This window comes from Trinickia dabaoshanensis (assembly GCF_002879885.1).
Lineage (GTDB): Bacteria > Pseudomonadota > Gammaproteobacteria > Burkholderiales > Burkholderiaceae > Trinickia > Trinickia dabaoshanensis.
Window position 1 is genome coordinate 38593 of the sequence record NZ_PNYA01000003.1, and the last position, 15564, is coordinate 54156.

Here is a 15564-nt window from a genome sequence, read left to right on the forward strand (position 1 = left end):
CCCGGCGTCTCGCCGGGCCGAACGTGCCACTTCAGGCGTTACTCACAACCGTAATACAGGGACGAGCAAAGCGATGGGCCACGAAGAGTTCATGTCCCAAGAGGAAGTCGATGCACTCCTCAAGGGCGTAACCGGCGAATCCGATGCCGATACCGAAAGCCGCGATAAGGCGGGCGTACGCCCGTACAACATCGCCACGCAAGAGCGGATCGTTCGCGGCCGGATGCCCGGCCTCGAAATCATCAACGAGCGCTTCGCGCGCCTCTTGCGTCTCGGCATCTTCAATTTCATGCGCCGCACCGCCGAGATTTCGGTCGGTCCGGTCAAAGTACTGAAGTACAGCGAATTCACGCGGAATCTGCCGATTCCGACGAACCTGAATCTCGTACACGTCAAGCCGCTGCGCGGCACGTCGTTGTTCGTGTTCGATCCGAATCTCGTGTTCTTCGTCGTCGACAACCTGTTCGGCGGCGACGGCCGGTTCCATACGCGCGTCGAAGGGCGCGACTTCACGGCCACCGAACAGCGCATCATCGGCAAGTTGCTGAGCCTCGTGTTCGACCATTACACGACGGCCTGGAAAAGCGTACGCCCGCTGCAGTTCGAGTTCATGCGTTCGGAAATGCACACGCAGTTCGCCAACGTGGCGACGCCGAACGAAATCGTGATCGTCACGCAGTTCTCGATCGAGTTCGGACCGACCGGCGGCACGCTGCATATTTGCATGCCGTACTCGATGATCGAGCCGATTCGCGACGTGCTGACCTCGCCGATCCAGGGCGAAGCGCTCGAAGTCGATCGGCGCTGGATCCGCGTGCTGTCGAAACAAGTGCAGGCGGCCGAGGTCGAGCTGACAGCCGATCTGGCCCAAATCCCGGTCACGTTCGAGGACATTCTGAACATGCGCGCGGGCGACGTCCTGCCGATCAACATCCCAGAAAACATCGTTGCCAAGGTCGACGGCGTGCCCGTCATGGAATGCGGCTACGGAATCTTCAATGGTCAATATGCGTTGCGCGTGCAAAAAATGATCAGCGCAGCGGAAAACACGATTAAGGAAACGGATTATGAGTGATCTGAACGCGACGCCGGGCGAAGGCTCGGCCCAACTCGACGCGCAAATGGCCGCCATGGGCGCCGAGACCGCCAAGAGCCCCGCCATGGCCGCCGACGAAGAAGCGAGCCTCGACGACTGGGCGGCCGCGCTGGCCGAGCAGAACACGAATCCGGCACCGGCGCCCGCTGCGGCCGGCGTGTTCCAGCCGCTGTCGAAAGTCGAATCGACGACGACGCGCAACGACATCGACATGATCCTGGACATCCCGGTCCAGATGACGGTCGAGCTGGGGCGCACGAAAATTGCGATCCGCAATTTGCTGCAACTTGCGCAAGGTTCCGTCGTCGAACTCGACGGGATGGCCGGTGAGCCGATGGACGTGCTCGTAAACGGCTGTTTGATTGCACAAGGCGAAGTCGTCGTGGTCAACGACAAGTTCGGCATCCGGCTGACCGACATCATCACGCCGGCCGAACGCATTCGAAAACTGAACCGTTGATGAAATCACGCTTGCACCGTGCGCCGCGACCGCGGCGTGTGGCAGCGATTCTCTTAGCGGCGTGCAACGCCGCCGTACTCGCGGCTTTCGCGCCGGCCGCGGCCGCCGCCGACATGAACGCGGTGAACAACGCCGCGAAGATCGCCTCGAACGTCGGGGCGGGTACCGCCGTGCCGTCCGTCGGCGTGGGCGCGGTCCTGCAAACGCTCGTCGGCTTGGCCGTCGTCGTGGCCCTCGTGTTCGCCTGCGCATGGCTTGCCCGGCGCCTTGGCCTGCAGCCCTCTGGGCGCGGTCAACTGGTGCGCACGGTCGGCGGCGTGTCGCTCGGCGGCAAGGAGCGCGTGACCGTGGTCGAGATCGGCGACACGTGGCTCGTGCTCGGCGCGGCCCCCGGCAGCGTGCGGCTGCTCCATACCATGCCCGCGGCGGCGAGGGGTGTGCCCGGCGGTGAAGCCGATTCGCCCGACGGCGCCCTGCCCGGCACGTTCGGCGCGCGTTTTCGGTCCGCGCTCGGCAACGAAGCGAAAAAACGATTCTCTCGCCCCTCGGGCGGAGGCCAGTAAATGTCGTCCAGTCCCATCGTGCGGCTCGCGCGCGCCGTCGCGCCAGCACTGCCCTTTTTGATCTTCTCGCTGCTGCCGCACCTCGCGCACGCGCAAACGGCGCCGAACGGCTTGCCGGCCTTCACGACGAGCCCCGGCCCGAACGGCGGGACGACCTACTCGTTGAGCGTGCAGACGATGCTGCTGCTCACGATGTTGTCGTTTTTGCCGGCAATGGTGTTGATGATGACGAGCTTCACGCGCATCATCATCGTCCTTTCGTTGCTGCGCCAGGCGATGGGCACGAGCACGACGCCGCCCAATCAGGTCCTCGTCGGACTGGCCCTGTTTCTGACGCTGTTCGTCATGTCGCCCGTCATCGACAAGGCTTACACCGACGGCTATAAACCGTTCTCCGACGGCACCATCTCGATGGAGACGGCCGTGACCCGAGGCGTGGCGCCGTTCAAGCAATTCATGCTGAAGCAAACGCGCGAATCCGATCTCGCCCTGTTCGCGAAGATCTCGCATTCGCCGCCGCTGCAAGGGCCGGAAGACGTCCCGCTCTCGCTGCTCGTTCCCGCGTTCGTCACGAGCGAGCTCAAAACGGCTTTTCAGATCGGTTTCACGATCTTCATTCCGTTTTTGATCATCGATATGGTGGTGGCCAGCGTGCTGATGTCGATGGGGATGATGATGGTGTCTCCCATTACGATTTCATTGCCGTTCAAGCTGATGCTTTTCGTGCTCGTGGACGGCTGGCAGTTGCTCATCGGCTCGCTCGCGCAGAGCTTTACCTGAGCCCGCCCCACGTTATTCGAGGAAGCGCTTCGCCATGACGCCCGAATCCGTACTCACGCTCGCGCACCGCGCGATGTACGTGGCCCTGCTGCTCACCGCCCCGCCGCTGATCGTCTCGCTCGTGGTGGGCTTGCTCGTGAGTTTTTTCCAGGCCGCCACGCAGATCAACGAATCGACGCTTTCGTTCATTCCGAAGCTGATGGCCGTGACGATCACGCTCGTGATCGCGGGACCGTGGATGCTCTCCATCGTGCTCGATTACATGCGGCAGATGCTCACGAGCATCCCGTCGCTCGCGGGATAGCGCGCCGCCGCGCGCAGGCCCCGATCCGCCGATGTTCACCGTTACTTATGCGCAGTTGAACGCCTGGCTGACGGCCTTTCTCTGGCCGTTCGCGCGCATCGCTGCGCTCGTCGCGGCCGCGCCCCTACTCGGCCATCGGTCCATTCCCGCCCGCGTGAAGATCGCCCTCGCGGCGTTCACGACGCTCATCGTCGCCCCCACGCTGCCCGCGATGCCGCAGGCCACGGTGTTTTCGGCCGCGGGCGTGTGGATCATGGTCATGCAGTTTTTGATCGGCGCGGCGCTCGGCTTCACGATGCAGCTTGTTTTCACTGCCGTGGAGATGGCGGGCACGCTCGTCGGCTTGCAGATGGGGCTCGGCTTCGCGACGTTCTTCGATCCGAACTCGAATGCGTCCGCGCAGGTCATCTCCAGCTTCTTGAACATGATCGCGATGCTCGCGTTTCTCGCCTATAACGGGCATGCGCAGATGATCGCCGCGTTGGTCGAATCGTTCCAAACGGTGCCGATCGGGTCATCCATGCTCGGACCGCCGGGGTTTCGCGCGCTCGCGCAATGGGGCGGCGCGATCTTTGCGTCCGGACTGCTGCTCTCGTTGCCCGTCGTTGTCGCCCTGCTCGTCGCCAATCTTTCGCTCGGCATCCTCAATCGCGCCGCGCCGCAGATCGGCGTGTTCCAAGTCGGCTTTTCGGTCACGCTCATGGTCGGCATGCTGCTCTTGATGCTGATGCTGCCGAACATGATTCCGTTCTTCGCTCACCTCGTCGATACCGGTATCGATCAGATGGGGCGAGTGGCCGCCGCGCTGCACTAACGCCCTTCCGCGCTCCAGCTTTTCTGGACTTTGCGTTCGCCGCATCGGCGACGTCGCTCACGCACACCTTCTGAATGGACCAAACGGTCGAGAAACACCGTTAAAGCGTCTGAAAATCTCCGGCAATCACGCGTTACCCGTCCCTCCGCCCCGACCATCGTGCCGCGCAACCGATGCGCGAACTCGACAAGTGCGGAGGAACAATGAACCTGAGATCGTTTGCCTATGTGGGTATGTGCATCCTCGCGATCGTCACATCACCCGCCGCTGTCGCCGACAGCGCGACTGACGTATCGCCGATATGCACCACGGTCTTCAGCGAAGCCGGGCCGAGAACGCTGCTGGGCCGCGGTTCGCATTGCTTTCGCTCGGAGGTCATGGACTTTAGAAGCGACAACCCGGAGCGAACGAATCCCACAAAAGTCGACGTGGAGGCCTACACGTACTCCGACAATGCCCTTAATCAATTGTCGTGGGACATCAAGATGCGCTTTCGCGCCAACCCAAAGGAAGGGGAATGGGTGCCCCGCTCCAGTTGAAGCCGTACATCGAGTGCGGAGGCCAATGCACGGCCACCTCAGCACCGACAATCGATCTGGTACCGGGCGGACTCACGAACGAGGTCACCATCACGCTGACGCCGACGATGGGGAGCGAAAACCGTATGACTTTCCAGCCTCTTGTCGAGTACCGAATCGTGCGTACCGGAGAGTCGTTGGAGGACGGGCAATCGATCTCTAAATTCCGCGGCGGTGCGAACTCATATATTCCGGAAATTCGCTGCGATGTCGGGCTCGCGCGTCGCGGTACGAAGGGCTGCGTCTATTTGAAAGCGCCCGCGGTATTCAGCGGAATTAGCGTGAGCGATCCCGATGTCGATGAGTCGGCCATTCACATCCGGGAGGCGCAAGCGGCTGGCAGACCGGGCAAGTTCGTTGCGGCCGGCGACGGCAGCATCCTTCCCGGTTCCGACGCAAGCGCGCTGACGCGGACACGCAGTCAAACACGCATTAAGGACAACAGAGACGCAGCGCGGAAGCGCTATGTGGAGCAATACGCGGAGGAGCCCGTATGCGAGCTGACGACTGATCCGGATGATGCTCCCGGCCCGTGCAATTGCGACGAGTACCCGTTCGCCTCGACAAACGAAGGCGCGTCACAAGCAGAGTTTTCGGTCAAACGCATCGACGCCAGAGACAATCAGCGAGCCGGCGCCCGGCTGGGGAATTTCTTCACGTCACAGCGTGTATTAGAGAACGACGAGTTCTACGTGAACATCACCGACTAACGGCTGAATGCCTTTACCTCGAACCGACGCTCATCGCATGTCAGATTCTTCGAAAACCTCGACGAACATCGTCCGTCGACGCCCATCGCGGCTCAATCGGGTTGCCGAGCCAGGCGATCCGGCCGGGCAAGACTATGAACGCGGCGCCACGCTCGTCGCGCGCGGCACCCGCATCACGCCGCAGATGCAAGCCGTGCTGATCGCCGCCGGCGTATTCACGGTCCCCGTGTATAGGGCCCCCCGTGTGGGAGTGGTGTTGAGCAGTTACGATGCGGTGCCGCCCGGCAACGTGGAGCACGCTTGGCAGCGGCCCGATTCGATGACCGCCTACGTGCGCTCGTTGATCGCAGGCTGGGGATACGCGGCGCCGACGGTCGAACAGTTGACCCCATTGCCTCCGACCGATGCTGGGAGCACCGCTCACGACGCCGAAGAGGCCTATCGCGATCGATTGCTCGATCTGATGTCGCGCTACGACTTGCTGATCGGCGTCGGCATGCCGACGGACGGGGCCATGCTCGGCAACGGTCTGGGCGGACCGGTTGCCTGTTTTCCTCACGGTCAGGAACGAGCGCATTTCGACAACACGAAAGAACGCGGCTTCATTTGCGGTCTCGGCGACGACCGCTCCTCCCCCGTGGTTGGCAAGCGCCCCCATTACAAGCCCAGCGCGCCGACCGAGATTTTCCGGTATGACGGCTTTTTCATTTTCGACAGAGCGATCGTACTCAACGTTCCGGGAGATACGCCCGAGGTGGCCACCGTGATGCACTTGTTCGCGCGCCGCATCCTCGATTTCATGGAATGCGTCGCAACGCCGGGGCCCGTTTGGCGACGGGGCACGTTGGAGGCCCCACTCACGAGGCACGCGACGGAAAATCGCTTTCTCTGGGGTGTGGCGCGCACCGATGAAAGCGGCCGTGTCGTCATCCAGATCAGCGACGATCAGAACCGTCAAAGCCTCGCGCCCTTCGCGGCGTCGAACGTGTTGGTGACCATCTGCAACGGCACCGAGCCCCTCGCTGCCGGCGAATGCGTCGATTACTTATCGCTCGACTAACGCGCTCGTTTCTTCGACGAAAAAAAAGCCGAAGTCCCGAGGAGATGGGGCTTCGGCCTGATGGCACGCCCTCGCGGGCGTGTGGCTTCGTCAATCGTTAAGTGGGCGTCAACCGCCGATGTATTGGAACAGCGACATCCCCTGCATCTTCACGAACGTCTGCTGAGCGGCCTGCAATGCGCTTTGCGTCTGTTCGAACTTGGTGATCGCCGTAACCATATCGACGCCGGTCAGATCCGCCAAGTTGCTTTGGGTTTGCGTGGAATTCGTCCGCGTCGTCGTTTGCAAGGCCTGCAACTCTTGCTCGCGCCCACCCACCGACGCCTGCACCACCGTCACGTTCGTCAGCGAGTTTTGGAAGCGCGAGACGGCGGTCGTCAGCGCGTTCGACTGGGTGGCCGTCGCGGTCGGATTGTTGTTCGCCGGCTGTTGCAACGCCGAAATGATCGCATCGAGCGTCGCGAACACGCTGCTGTTTTGCGGCGTCGTCGCGGGCGTGACCGAGAACGTATCGCCCGGAGCCGGCGCGCCCTTGATCGCAACCTGCATACCCGAGCCCAGCGCGATCGGCGTGTTTGCGTTGAACGCGGTGGCAGCCGTCGTGGTCGGCGGTACCGCCGTGTTGTCGGTCACCGTATAGGTCGGCGCGGCGGGCGTGCCACCGAACGTGATCGTGTAGTTGTCGGCGTTGGTGGCGATCGCCGGGTTCGTGATCGACGGCGCGCCGATGAGGCCGGTGCCGGTGTTGCTCGCGGCGCTGGCCGCCACGGGCGAGGTGCCGACCGCGGGCACCGTCAGGAACACGCTGGAGCCGGAGTCGTTCGTCGCGACCTGGCGCGTGTCGGTCACCTGCGCCTCGCGAATACCGTTGTCGCCCTGGTAGTTCACGCCGCCGCCCACGGCGTTCGTGAACGGCGCCGTCGTCGCTTGGAAACCCGAGAACAGGTAGTTGCCGGCCCCGTCGCTCGTGTTCGCGAGGTTCAGAAGCTGGCTGCGATAGCCTTGGAGCGCTTGGGCAATCGAGGCGCGATCGGTGTCGTTCAAGGTGCCGTCGCCCGCACGCGTGAGTTCGGACACGATGGTCGTCATCGTGTTCGTCACGCTCGAGAGCGTCTTGTCCTCGAGTTGCAGCGACGAGAGCGCCGAGTTTTGATTCGACTGGTATTGCGTCAGCGTTGCCGAGGTCATCGTCAACTGAACCGCCTGCGCCGCGGCCAGCGGGTTGTCCGCGGGCGTGGTGAGCGCGGTGCCGCTCGAGAGCTGCTGATAATACGTACCCAGCTGGCTCTGCTGGTTATCCATTGTCTGGATGTTCTGGTTATAGAACTGCGAAGTCGAGATGCGCATCATCGCTCGTCACCTTAGTGGAAGATGCCCATCAGGGTCTGGAACATCGACTCGGCCGTCTGGATGACCTTGCTGTTCGCCTGATAAGCCTGCTGATATTGCAACAAGTTCGACGCCTCTTCGTCCAGGTTCACGCCCGAGACGGCTTGTTGCGCCGAGGTGATCTGCGTGACGAGCGCCGATTGCGACGTGCTCGCCGCCTTGAGCTGGCTCGCCGCGTTGCCGATATTGTTCACGTAGGACGCGTACGCGGCCGTCATCGTCGAGGTGCCGCCGTTCATCGACGCATTCGACACGAGCTTGGACATCGCGAGCGCATTGCGGCCGTCGAACGTGCCGGTGTTCGGCGCGATCGTGAAGGTGTCGCCGTTCGCGGGCGTGCCGCTCAACGAGAACGTCACGCCGTTCGTGATCCCGGCGGGCGTGGGCGTCGTCGTGCTGTTGATCGTCAGCGTCGCGCCTTGGGCCGGGTTGTACGGGACCGTCGTCGTTGCCGCGGTGATCGGAATCGTCGTCGGGGGCGTACCCGCCACCGTGATCGTCGTGCCGACCTGGAAGCCGCTCAGCGTATTCGTGCTCGAGTTGTACGCGATCGTCGTCGAGCCGGAAATCTGATAGCCCGCCGTGACCGTGCCTTGCGTGATCGAGCCCGTGCCCGTGTTCGAACTCGGCGCCGAAGCGAGCACGGGCGCGGAGGCCGCGATCGAGGAAGGGTTCGAGGTCGTCAGGCCGAACGTGTTGAGCGCGCCGCGCGTGGGCTGAATCGTGAACGAATCGCCCGCGTTCATCGAACCGGAGGTGATGTTCAGCACCAGCCCGCCGATCGGCGTCGTGCCGTTGGGCGCCGTGGCGGAGGTGCCCACGACGCTGCCCGTCGTCGTATCGGTCAACGTGTAAGTTCCGCCCGCGAACGAGAGCGCGTAGTCGTCGTTCGTCGGCTGCGCGCTGTTCGCGAAGCCGACCGTCAGGTTCGCGTTGCCGGTGTTGGCCAGATTCGAGTAGACCGTGGGCGAGCCCACGTTGAACAAATTGCCGCCCTTGTTGCCGGCCAGATCGATGCCGAGCGCGTTCTGCGCGTTGACCTGGGAGGCGAAGCTGGTCGCGATCGCGCCGAGTTGCGATTCGGCGGGATCGAGCGTTTGCGTGCGGAATTGGAGCAACCCGCCCACGGTACCGCCCGTCACCGCCGAAGGCGGCAGGTACTCGACCGGCGGCGGCGTGGTCGCGCCGTTCAGCCCGTTGTAGGTCACCGAAAGCTCGCTCGGATCGCTTTGCGAGTTGGCCGTCCCGAGCTTGAAGTTGTTGCTGGCGACGACGAGCGGCTGCCCGTTGCCGATGAACACGCTGTAGCCGCTCGAGTTTTGCACGACGGACACGCCGACGAGCTGCGACAGGCTCGCCACCGCTTGGTCGCGCTGATCGAGCAACTGGTTCGGCGGCTGGCCTTGCGCGGATGCCGCGGCAATCTGGCCGTTCAGCGTGGCGATCTGCGACGAGTAGGTATTGATCGAGGCAACGGCCGTTTGCAGTTGCTGATTCACGCTCGTGCGCAACTGATCGTACTGCGCGCCGGCGGCGTTGATCTGCGAGGCGAGCGTTTGGGCGGCGCTGATCGCGGTCTGCCGGAACGCCACGTTGTTCGGCGTGTTCGCGACATTTTGCATGCCCGTGAAATACGAGGTGATCGCAGCCGAGATACCGGTGGTCGGGCTACCGACGAGGTTGCTCAGTTGCGAGGCCATCGCGTAGTTGGCCGTCAGCGCGCTGTTGGTCGACGTGGCCGTGTTGAGCTGCGCGCTCAGGTACTGGCTGTAATTGCGCTGGACCGTGACCGTGTCCACGCCCGTGCCGAGATAGCCGGAGCCGGTGTACTGGCCGCTCGCTTCGGCATAGACGGGGTTCTCGACCGTGTAACCGGGCGTGGCCGCGTTGCTGATGTTCTGGCTTGTCGTCTGCAGGCCCCATTGGGCAGCGTTCAGACCGGACAACCCGATGTTGAAAATATCGTTGGACATGCGTCTTCCTGAAGGGCGGACGCCATGGGGCTGCCCGCCTCGTTGAGGGAACACATGTATAACGGCCGCGCGCGCAGAAATTTAAGGGGGCGGCATGCACCGGCCCCGTTTATTTTTTTACGCTTTGACGAGCGAGCGGCGGCGCATTTCGAGCTGGGTGATCAGGCGCTGCAGCGTGTTCTCCGCGCTGCCGGGCAAGGCGACGAAACGCATCCCGAGTTGGAAGCGCCGGCCGCCGTTCGGCAGCTCGGTCGCGCGCATCGAAACGAGTTCGAGATCGAGCGAGAGCATGCCATGGCCGTTCAGGTGCACTTCGACGTCGGGCAGCATGGCGCCCATCGGCAACTCGGCCACGCGCTCGTCCGTCGTGCGCAACCCGATCCCGCCCAGCGAGAGGTCATGCACCTCGAACCGGAACGTATCGCCCTCGGGCAGACGGCCGCGGCAAAAGTACGGGTCGAGCACGGGTGCATCGACACGGAAGTACTCGCGCCGTTGCACGTAGTACAGCACTTCGGGGAACGGGGCTTCGAATGCGGGTAAACCCTCGAAGCGCGTTTCTTGCGGCGTGACGGTGGAAAACTCGACGCGCACGCCTTCGGGCGACGCGCGGAAGGTGCAACTCGCCGAAGCCAGGACGCCTTTGTTCTGCTCGGGCAGTGCGCCCCAATCGAACGAGAACGTACGCGCGCGCACGTCGACATCGAGAATTTTCGTCACGAGCTGCCCGTTCTTGTATTGAACGGTCAGAAAATCGCCGCGATTGGCCAAATTGCGGAGCTGAACGCCGATTTCGAGCGGATTGCGGCGGCCGAAATCATGATCGCTTTCGGCGGTATCCTCCGTCGGGCCATTCGACTGATTGGTATCCATGGGCTCGGGTATGCAAACTTGCGCGGCACGCGATACGCACCGGCGCCAATGCTTTCGGACGCATTACAGCGATCCGAACAGGGTCTCGTCTGATTAGCGGCATCGGACGTGCAAAGTTTAGAGGTAGTCTCGAAATATTTTTTTAGTTTTCGAGCAAACACTCGGTTATCGGCTCGCGCCGGCAACCGTTCCTCTAACGCCCAATTCGGCCATCGGCGCCATTATCATGCGCCTGATGCGGCTCTGTCCATCGCGGCTCGGCCGACCGCCTTTCGGCGGCCGGCCTTGTACCGTCTACTTCTCGCTTGGCCCCGTCGCGCTTTAATGCGCTCCCCGTGATATACCCGTTATGCCGGCGTGGATCCGCGCCGGTCAAACCATTTGCTTCATGATCGAAATCAGTTTTTTCGCGTAGTGCGGATCGGTCGCATACCCGGCCTTTTGCATGCCGTGCGCGAAACTGGCCGCATCGTGCGACGTCGAGAGCACCGAGGCGTAGCGCGGGTTGTCGCGCAACATGCTCGCGTAGTCGGTCATCGCCTCGGCGTACGAACTGTAGGAGCGGAATTTCTCGACGACCTTATGCGCTACGCCGTGAATGTATTCGGTCGTCACGGTGGCGACCGTCTTACCGGTCCAGTCGCTCGTCGCTTTGATGCCGAACACGTTGTGGCTCGGCGAGCCGTCCGAGTTCTTGATTTCGCCCTTGCCCCAGCCCGTCTCGAGCGCGGCCTGGCCGACGATGAAACGCGCCGGAATACCCGTCGCCGCGCTGGCCGCTTGGGCCGGCGCCGCCATTTTTTCGACGAACGCATCGACCTTCGGCGATTCGCCCTTGCCGTGCATCGGCGGCGTCAGCGCGCTTTGCGCCGTATAGCCCCTGCCCGCAGCAAGCGCGCCGTTCGCTTGCGCGTTCGAGTAGGCGCGTGCGAGCGCGCCCATCATGGCCGCATCGCCCTCGTTGCCGCTGGCGTCGGCGGCCGAGCCGCCGCCGAGCAAGCCGCCGAGCGCGCCGGACGAGGCGCCGCCCGCGCCGGCGTTCGCCTCCGCGCCACCGAGGTTGCGCGAAAGCTGCTTGATCAGTGCATCGGCCACGCCGACGCCTTTCGACGAGAGTTGCTGCGAGAGCTGCTGATCGAGCATCGACTGATACTGCTTGCCGTCGTTCGAATCGAGGATGCCGTCGGCCGGCGTCGCATCGCGCATGCTCTTGAGCATCATCTGGATGAATACGGCGTCGAATTGCTTCGCCGTCGATTTCAGCGCTTTTTGAGGATCGGCGCCCGCTTGAGCGCGCAGCGCGTCGAAACCTTGGACGTCGAGCGCGAAGCGCTGCGAGACGTCGCTGCCGGTATCGACTTTGCCGCTGTAGACCGTGTTGGCGTTCATCGGGACACCCTATCCTTAGATGATCTCGAGATCCGCGCGCAACGCGCCCGCGGCTTTCATTGCTTGCAGGATCGACATCAGATCGGCCGGCGTCGCGCCGAGCGCGTTCAGCGCCTTCACGACATCGGCGAGGTTGGCGCCCGCCGTGACGAGCTTGAGCGCGCCGTTGTCCTGCTTCAGTTGAATCTGCGACTGCTGCGTCGCCACCGTCGAGCCGTTCGAGAACGCGCCGGGCTGGCTGACCGCCGTCTGCGTGTTCACGACGACCGACAGGTTGCCGTGTGCGACGGCGCAGCTTTGCAGCGTCACCATCTGGTTCATCACGATCGAGCCGGTGCGCGAATTGAGGATGACCTTCGCGGCCGCTTGCGCCGGGCGCACGTCGAGGTTTTCGAGCTGCGCCATGAAGGCGACTTGCTGGCTCGGATCGATCGGTGCGCGCAATTGAATCGTGCGGCCGTCGAGCGGCATGGCCGTGCCTTGGCCGAACGCGTTGTTGACCGCTGCCACGATACGTTGCGTCGTGTCGTAGTCCATGTCGTTCAGCTCCATCTGCACCGTGCCGCCTGCCTGTGCGACTTGCGTCGGCACGGCGCGCTCCACGATGGCGCCGGACGGAATCCGGCCGGCCGCGAGCTGGTTCACTTGCACTTTGCTGCCGTTGGCGCTCGCGCCCGCACCGCCGACGGCGACGTTGCCTTGAGCCAGTGCATAGACTTGGCCATCGGCGCCCTTGAGCGGCGTGAGCAGCAGCGTGCCGCCGCGCAAGCTCTTGGCGTTACCGAGCGACGAGACGGTGACGTCGATCGCCTCGCCGGGACGCTCGAACGGGGGCAGCGTCGCCGTGACCATGACGGCCGCGACGTTTTTCAACTGCATGTTCGAGGCCGCACCGCCGCCATTCGCTTGGCCGCTGTTCAGCGAAATGCCGAGGTTGGCCAGCATGTTCGTGAGCGTTTGCGTCGTGAACGGGGTTTGCGTCGTTTGGTCGCCCGTGCCGTCGAGGCCGACGACGAGGCCGTAGCCGATGAGCGGGTTGTCGCGCACGCCTTGGATCTGCACGAGATCCTTCAGGCGCTCGGCATGCGCCGGGCCGGCGCATACGAGCAAAATGGGCAGCGCGGCGAGCGCGAGGGTACGGCGCATGGCGCGCATGATCGAAGTCGTCATCGCGATCACCACGGCGCTATGTTCAAGAAGAATCGCTGGAGCCATCCCATCGTTTCCGCTTCGTTGATATAGCCCTTCGCGGAGTACTCGATGCGCGCATCGGCGACCTGCGTGGAGAGCACCGTGTTTTCCCCGGAGACCGTGTTCGGATTGACCACGCCCGAGAACCGCACGAACTCGTTGCCCTGGTTGATCAGCATCTGCTTTTCGCCGCTCACGACGAGATTGCCGTTGGGCAGCACGTTCGTCACCGTCACCGTGATGGTGCCGTTGAACGTGTTCGATGCATTCGCGCCGCCCGAGCCGCCGAACGTGTTCGCGCCCGATGCGCTCAGATCCATGTGGTTGAACAGGCCCTTCAGGAAGCCCGCCGTCGGCACCGACAAACTCGAGGTGCCGTTGCGCCCGGCGGCCGCCGCGGACGACTTCGTCGCGTTGATGTTTTCCGCGATGACGATCGTGAGAATGTCGCCCGTGTTGCGCGGACGCTGATCCTCGAACAACGGATGACCCGCGTAGCCCGGGTTGTAAATCGAACCCGGCGGCTGCAATTGCGGCGGCACCGGCGGCGTCGCCGTCATCGGCTGCTGCACGATGGGCTCGCGGTGCTCGATCTGCGCGCAACCGGCGAAAGTGCCCGTCAGCACCCCTGCGAGCGCGCTCGCATAGGTCAGCGTGGCTGCCGCGCGCAACCCGCGCACGCGAAAGGGAATTCGGCTCGTCTGCGACATCTTCGTTTACCGCCTGCTCATCAAATTGCTACTACTGTCCTACCGGAACCTTAAACCGACATCTGGCTCAAGGTCTGCAACATCTGGTCCGAAGTCTGGACGGCCTTACTGTTGATCTCGTACGCACGCTGCGTCTCGATCATGTTCACGAGTTCTTGCACGACGTTCACGTTCGACGCTTCCAGGTAACCCTGGTTGAGCGTGCCGGCGCCGTTCAGGCCCGGCGTCGTGACGTTCGGCGCACCCGACGAAGTCGTTTCTTCCATCAGGTTCTCGCCCTTCGACTCGAGGCCGGCCGGGTTGATGAACGTCGCCAGTTGGATCGTGCCGATGGTCTGGCTGTTCGTCGAACCGGCCACTTTGATGCTGACCGTGCCGTCGGAGCCGATCGTGAGCGAGGTCGCGTTTTGCGGAACCGTGATCTGCGGCATCACCGGATAGCCGCTCGAGGTCACGAGCTGGCCTTGCGCGTTCGTTTGGAACGAGCCGTCGCGCGTGTATGCCGTCGTGCCGTCGGGCATCTGCACTTGGAAGAAGCCGTTGCCGTTTATGGCGACGTCCTTCGAGTTGCCCGTTTGCTGCATGTTGCCCTGCGTGTACAGGCGCTCGGTCGCGACTTCCTGCACGCCGGTACCGACTTGCAGGCCCGAGGGCAGCTCCGTTTGCTGCGTCGAGTTCGCGCCGGGTTGGCGCAGGGTTTGGTAGATGAGGTCTTGGAACACCGCGCGCGAGCCCTTGAAGCCGGTCGTGCTCACGTTCGACAAGTTGTTCGAAATGACGTCCATCTGCGCCTGCTGCGCGTTCATGCCGGTGGCGGCGATGTAGAGCGAGCGGTTCATGGTGAATCTCCTGGTAATTGCAATCCGGTTCGGGCGTTAGCCGCGAGACCGGTCAGGTGAACGACAGCAGTTGGTTGGCCGTCTGATCGTTTTGGTCTGCCGTCTGCAGCAACTTCGTCTGCATCTGGAACTGGCGCGCGTTCGTGATCATCGAGACCATTGCCGCGACGGAATTCACGTTGCTGCCCTCGATTGCGCCTTGCGCGACGGTTACGGTCGGATCGGCGTCGGCCGGCTGGCCGTCCGCGGTCCGGAACAAACCGTCGTCGCCGCGTGTCATCGTGGCGGGGTCGGGGTTCACGAGCTTGAGTTGGTCGAGCACGACGATTTGCGAGGGCGAATCGCCCGCGCCGAGCGCCGAGACGGTGCCGTCCTTGCCGATCGTCACGGTGGCGCCGGGCGGAATCGAGATCGGGCCGCCCGTGCCGAGCACCGGCTGATTCGTCGCCGTGACCAGTTGGCCGTTCTCGTCGGTGTGCAAGTTGCCGGCGCGCGTGTAAGCCTCGTTGCCGTCGGCCGTTTGCACGGACAGCCAGCCCGGACCGGTGATCGCGACGTCGAGCGGATTGCCCGTCTGCGAGATCGGCCCGGACGCGAAGTCCGAGCTCGGCGTCGCCGTCAGCGTGAACGTCCGCGTGGTGTCGTTGTTCACCGTCGAGCCGTCGCCGAAACTGAGCGGCACGTTGCGGAAGTTCGCGAGCTGCGCGCGAAAACCCGTCGTCGACGTGTTCGCCAAGTTGTTGGCCACGACGGCCTGCTGTTCGAGCGCCTCGGCGGCGCCCGTCATCGCGGTATAGATCAGTCGGTCCATGACTCGCCTTATTCTGCGGTGCTG

General features: G+C 63.4%; 17 protein-coding genes. 9 read left to right on the forward strand and 8 right to left on the reverse strand.

Features of this window, described 5'->3' with window-relative positions; translation table 11 throughout:
• Window positions 1-73 precede the first annotated feature (73 nt).
• The 9 genes from fliM (at window position 74) to C0Z18_RS03875 (ending at window position 6365) form a co-directional block, all read left to right on the forward strand.
• Entirely contained in the window at window positions 74-1075 is a 1002-nt protein-coding gene (gene fliM / locus C0Z18_RS03840; RefSeq protein WP_102644068.1) for a flagellar motor switch protein FliM, read from the forward strand.
• A complete protein-coding gene (gene fliN / locus C0Z18_RS03845) occupies window positions 1068-1556 on the forward strand; it encodes a flagellar motor switch protein FliN (RefSeq protein WP_102644069.1) in 489 nt (162 codons plus the stop codon). Before fliM ends, fliN begins: the two co-directional genes overlap by 8 nt.
• On the forward strand, window positions 1556-2119 hold the full coding sequence (fliO, locus tag C0Z18_RS03850) for a flagellar biosynthetic protein FliO (protein ID WP_102644070.1): 564 nt from the start codon (window positions 1556-1558) through the stop codon (window positions 2117-2119). The genes fliN and fliO overlap by 1 nt, the downstream gene beginning before the upstream one ends.
• On the forward strand, window positions 2120-2899 hold the full coding sequence (fliP, locus tag C0Z18_RS03855; RefSeq protein WP_102644071.1) for a flagellar type III secretion system pore protein FliP: 780 nt from the start codon (window positions 2120-2122) through the stop codon (window positions 2897-2899).
• A gap of 34 nt (window positions 2900-2933) precedes the next feature.
• The gene (gene fliQ, locus C0Z18_RS03860; protein WP_102644072.1) at window positions 2934-3203 is read left to right on the forward strand and encodes a flagellar biosynthesis protein FliQ; all 270 of its coding nucleotides are present in this window, start codon (window positions 2934-2936) and stop codon (window positions 3201-3203) included.
• A gap of 31 nt (window positions 3204-3234) precedes the next feature.
• Window positions 3235-4017: a flagellar biosynthetic protein FliR gene (gene fliR / locus C0Z18_RS03865; protein WP_102644073.1), complete on the forward strand. Its 783-nt coding sequence runs from the start codon at window positions 3235-3237 to the stop codon at window positions 4015-4017.
• Between the two features lie 203 nt (window positions 4018-4220).
• Window positions 4221-4556 carry a hypothetical protein gene (locus C0Z18_RS33385; protein WP_233216974.1) on the forward strand — a complete coding sequence of 112 codons (336 nt, stop codon included), beginning with the start codon at window positions 4221-4223 and terminating at the stop codon, window positions 4554-4556.
• Entirely contained in the window at window positions 4535-5305 is a 771-nt protein-coding gene (locus tag C0Z18_RS03870) for a NucA/NucB deoxyribonuclease domain-containing protein (protein ID WP_233216982.1), read from the forward strand. Before C0Z18_RS33385 ends, C0Z18_RS03870 begins: the two co-directional genes overlap by 22 nt.
• Window positions 5306-5342: 37 nt before the next feature.
• A complete protein-coding gene (locus C0Z18_RS03875; protein WP_158244192.1) occupies window positions 5343-6365 on the forward strand; it encodes a molybdopterin-binding domain-containing protein in 1023 nt (340 codons plus the stop codon).
• Window positions 6366-6473: 108 nt separating this feature from the next.
• On the opposite strand, the gene flgL is transcribed toward C0Z18_RS03875, so the two are convergent.
• From flgL to flgF, 8 genes are all read right to left on the reverse strand, one after another.
• The gene (flgL, locus tag C0Z18_RS03880; protein ID WP_102644307.1) at window positions 6474-7712 is read right to left on the reverse strand and encodes a flagellar hook-associated protein FlgL; all 1239 of its coding nucleotides are present in this window, start codon (window positions 7710-7712) and stop codon (window positions 6474-6476) included.
• A 14-nt stretch (window positions 7713-7726) separates the two neighbouring features.
• Window positions 7727-9727, reverse strand: a complete 2001-nt coding sequence (gene flgK / locus C0Z18_RS03885; RefSeq protein ID WP_102644075.1) for a flagellar hook-associated protein FlgK — start codon at window positions 9725-9727, stop codon at window positions 7727-7729.
• Between the two features lie 117 nt (window positions 9728-9844).
• A complete protein-coding gene (locus C0Z18_RS03890; protein ID WP_102644076.1) occupies window positions 9845-10600 on the reverse strand; it encodes a flagellar brake protein in 756 nt (251 codons plus the stop codon).
• Window positions 10601-10972: 372 nt separating this feature from the next.
• Window positions 10973-11989, reverse strand: coding sequence for a flagellar assembly peptidoglycan hydrolase FlgJ (flgJ, locus tag C0Z18_RS03895; protein WP_102644077.1), 1017 nt, complete (start codon window positions 11987-11989; stop codon window positions 10973-10975).
• 15 nt (window positions 11990-12004) lie between these two features.
• Window positions 12005-13144 carry a flagellar basal body P-ring protein FlgI gene (locus C0Z18_RS03900; protein WP_199189390.1) on the reverse strand — a complete coding sequence of 380 codons (1140 nt, stop codon included), beginning with the start codon at window positions 13142-13144 and terminating at the stop codon, window positions 12005-12007.
• A 20-nt stretch (window positions 13145-13164) separates the two neighbouring features.
• Complete coding sequence (gene flgH / locus C0Z18_RS03905) at window positions 13165-13890, reverse strand: flagellar basal body L-ring protein FlgH (protein ID WP_102644078.1); 726 nt, start codon at window positions 13888-13890, stop codon at window positions 13165-13167.
• Between the two features lie 50 nt (window positions 13891-13940).
• Entirely contained in the window at window positions 13941-14729 is a 789-nt protein-coding gene (gene flgG / locus C0Z18_RS03910) for a flagellar basal-body rod protein FlgG (RefSeq protein WP_102644079.1), read from the reverse strand.
• Window positions 14730-14781: 52 nt separating this feature from the next.
• The gene (flgF, locus tag C0Z18_RS03915; RefSeq protein ID WP_102644080.1) at window positions 14782-15540 is read right to left on the reverse strand and encodes a flagellar basal-body rod protein FlgF; all 759 of its coding nucleotides are present in this window, start codon (window positions 15538-15540) and stop codon (window positions 14782-14784) included.
• Window positions 15541-15564 lie beyond the last annotated feature (24 nt).

Excerpts from the sequence above, each read along its gene's own strand:
- fliM (WP_102644068.1), top strand. The coding sequence starts at position 74 with ATGGGCCACGAAGAGTTCATGTCCCAAGAGGAAGTCGATGCACTCCTC.
- fliN (WP_102644069.1), top strand. The coding sequence starts at position 1,068 with ATGAGTGATCTGAACGCGACGCCGGGCGAAGGCTCGGCCCAACTCGAC.
- fliO (WP_102644070.1), top strand. The coding sequence starts at position 1,556 with ATGAAATCACGCTTGCACCGTGCGCCGCGACCGCGGCGTGTGGCAGCG.
- fliP (WP_102644071.1), top strand. The coding sequence starts at position 2,120 with ATGTCGTCCAGTCCCATCGTGCGGCTCGCGCGCGCCGTCGCGCCAGCA.
- fliQ (WP_102644072.1), top strand. The coding sequence starts at position 2,934 with ATGACGCCCGAATCCGTACTCACGCTCGCGCACCGCGCGATGTACGTG.
- fliR (WP_102644073.1), top strand. The coding sequence starts at position 3,235 with ATGTTCACCGTTACTTATGCGCAGTTGAACGCCTGGCTGACGGCCTTT.
- C0Z18_RS33385 (WP_233216974.1), top strand. The coding sequence starts at position 4,221 with ATGAACCTGAGATCGTTTGCCTATGTGGGTATGTGCATCCTCGCGATC.
- C0Z18_RS03870 (WP_233216982.1), top strand. The coding sequence starts at position 4,535 with ATGGGTGCCCCGCTCCAGTTGAAGCCGTACATCGAGTGCGGAGGCCAA.
- C0Z18_RS03875 (WP_158244192.1), top strand. The coding sequence starts at position 5,343 with ATGTCAGATTCTTCGAAAACCTCGACGAACATCGTCCGTCGACGCCCA.
- flgL (WP_102644307.1), bottom strand. The coding sequence starts at position 7,712 with ATGCGCATCTCGACTTCGCAGTTCTATAACCAGAACATCCAGACAATG.
- flgK (WP_102644075.1), bottom strand. The coding sequence starts at position 9,727 with ATGTCCAACGATATTTTCAACATCGGGTTGTCCGGTCTGAACGCTGCC.
- C0Z18_RS03890 (WP_102644076.1), bottom strand. The coding sequence starts at position 10,600 with ATGGATACCAATCAGTCGAATGGCCCGACGGAGGATACCGCCGAAAGC.
- flgJ (WP_102644077.1), bottom strand. The coding sequence starts at position 11,989 with ATGAACGCCAACACGGTCTACAGCGGCAAAGTCGATACCGGCAGCGAC.
- C0Z18_RS03900 (WP_199189390.1), bottom strand. The coding sequence starts at position 13,144 with ATGCGCGCCATGCGCCGTACCCTCGCGCTCGCCGCGCTGCCCATTTTG.
- flgH (WP_102644078.1), bottom strand. The coding sequence starts at position 13,890 with ATGTCGCAGACGAGCCGAATTCCCTTTCGCGTGCGCGGGTTGCGCGCG.
- flgG (WP_102644079.1), bottom strand. The coding sequence starts at position 14,729 with ATGAACCGCTCGCTCTACATCGCCGCCACCGGCATGAACGCGCAGCAG.
- flgF (WP_102644080.1), bottom strand. The coding sequence starts at position 15,540 with ATGGACCGACTGATCTATACCGCGATGACGGGCGCCGCCGAGGCGCTC.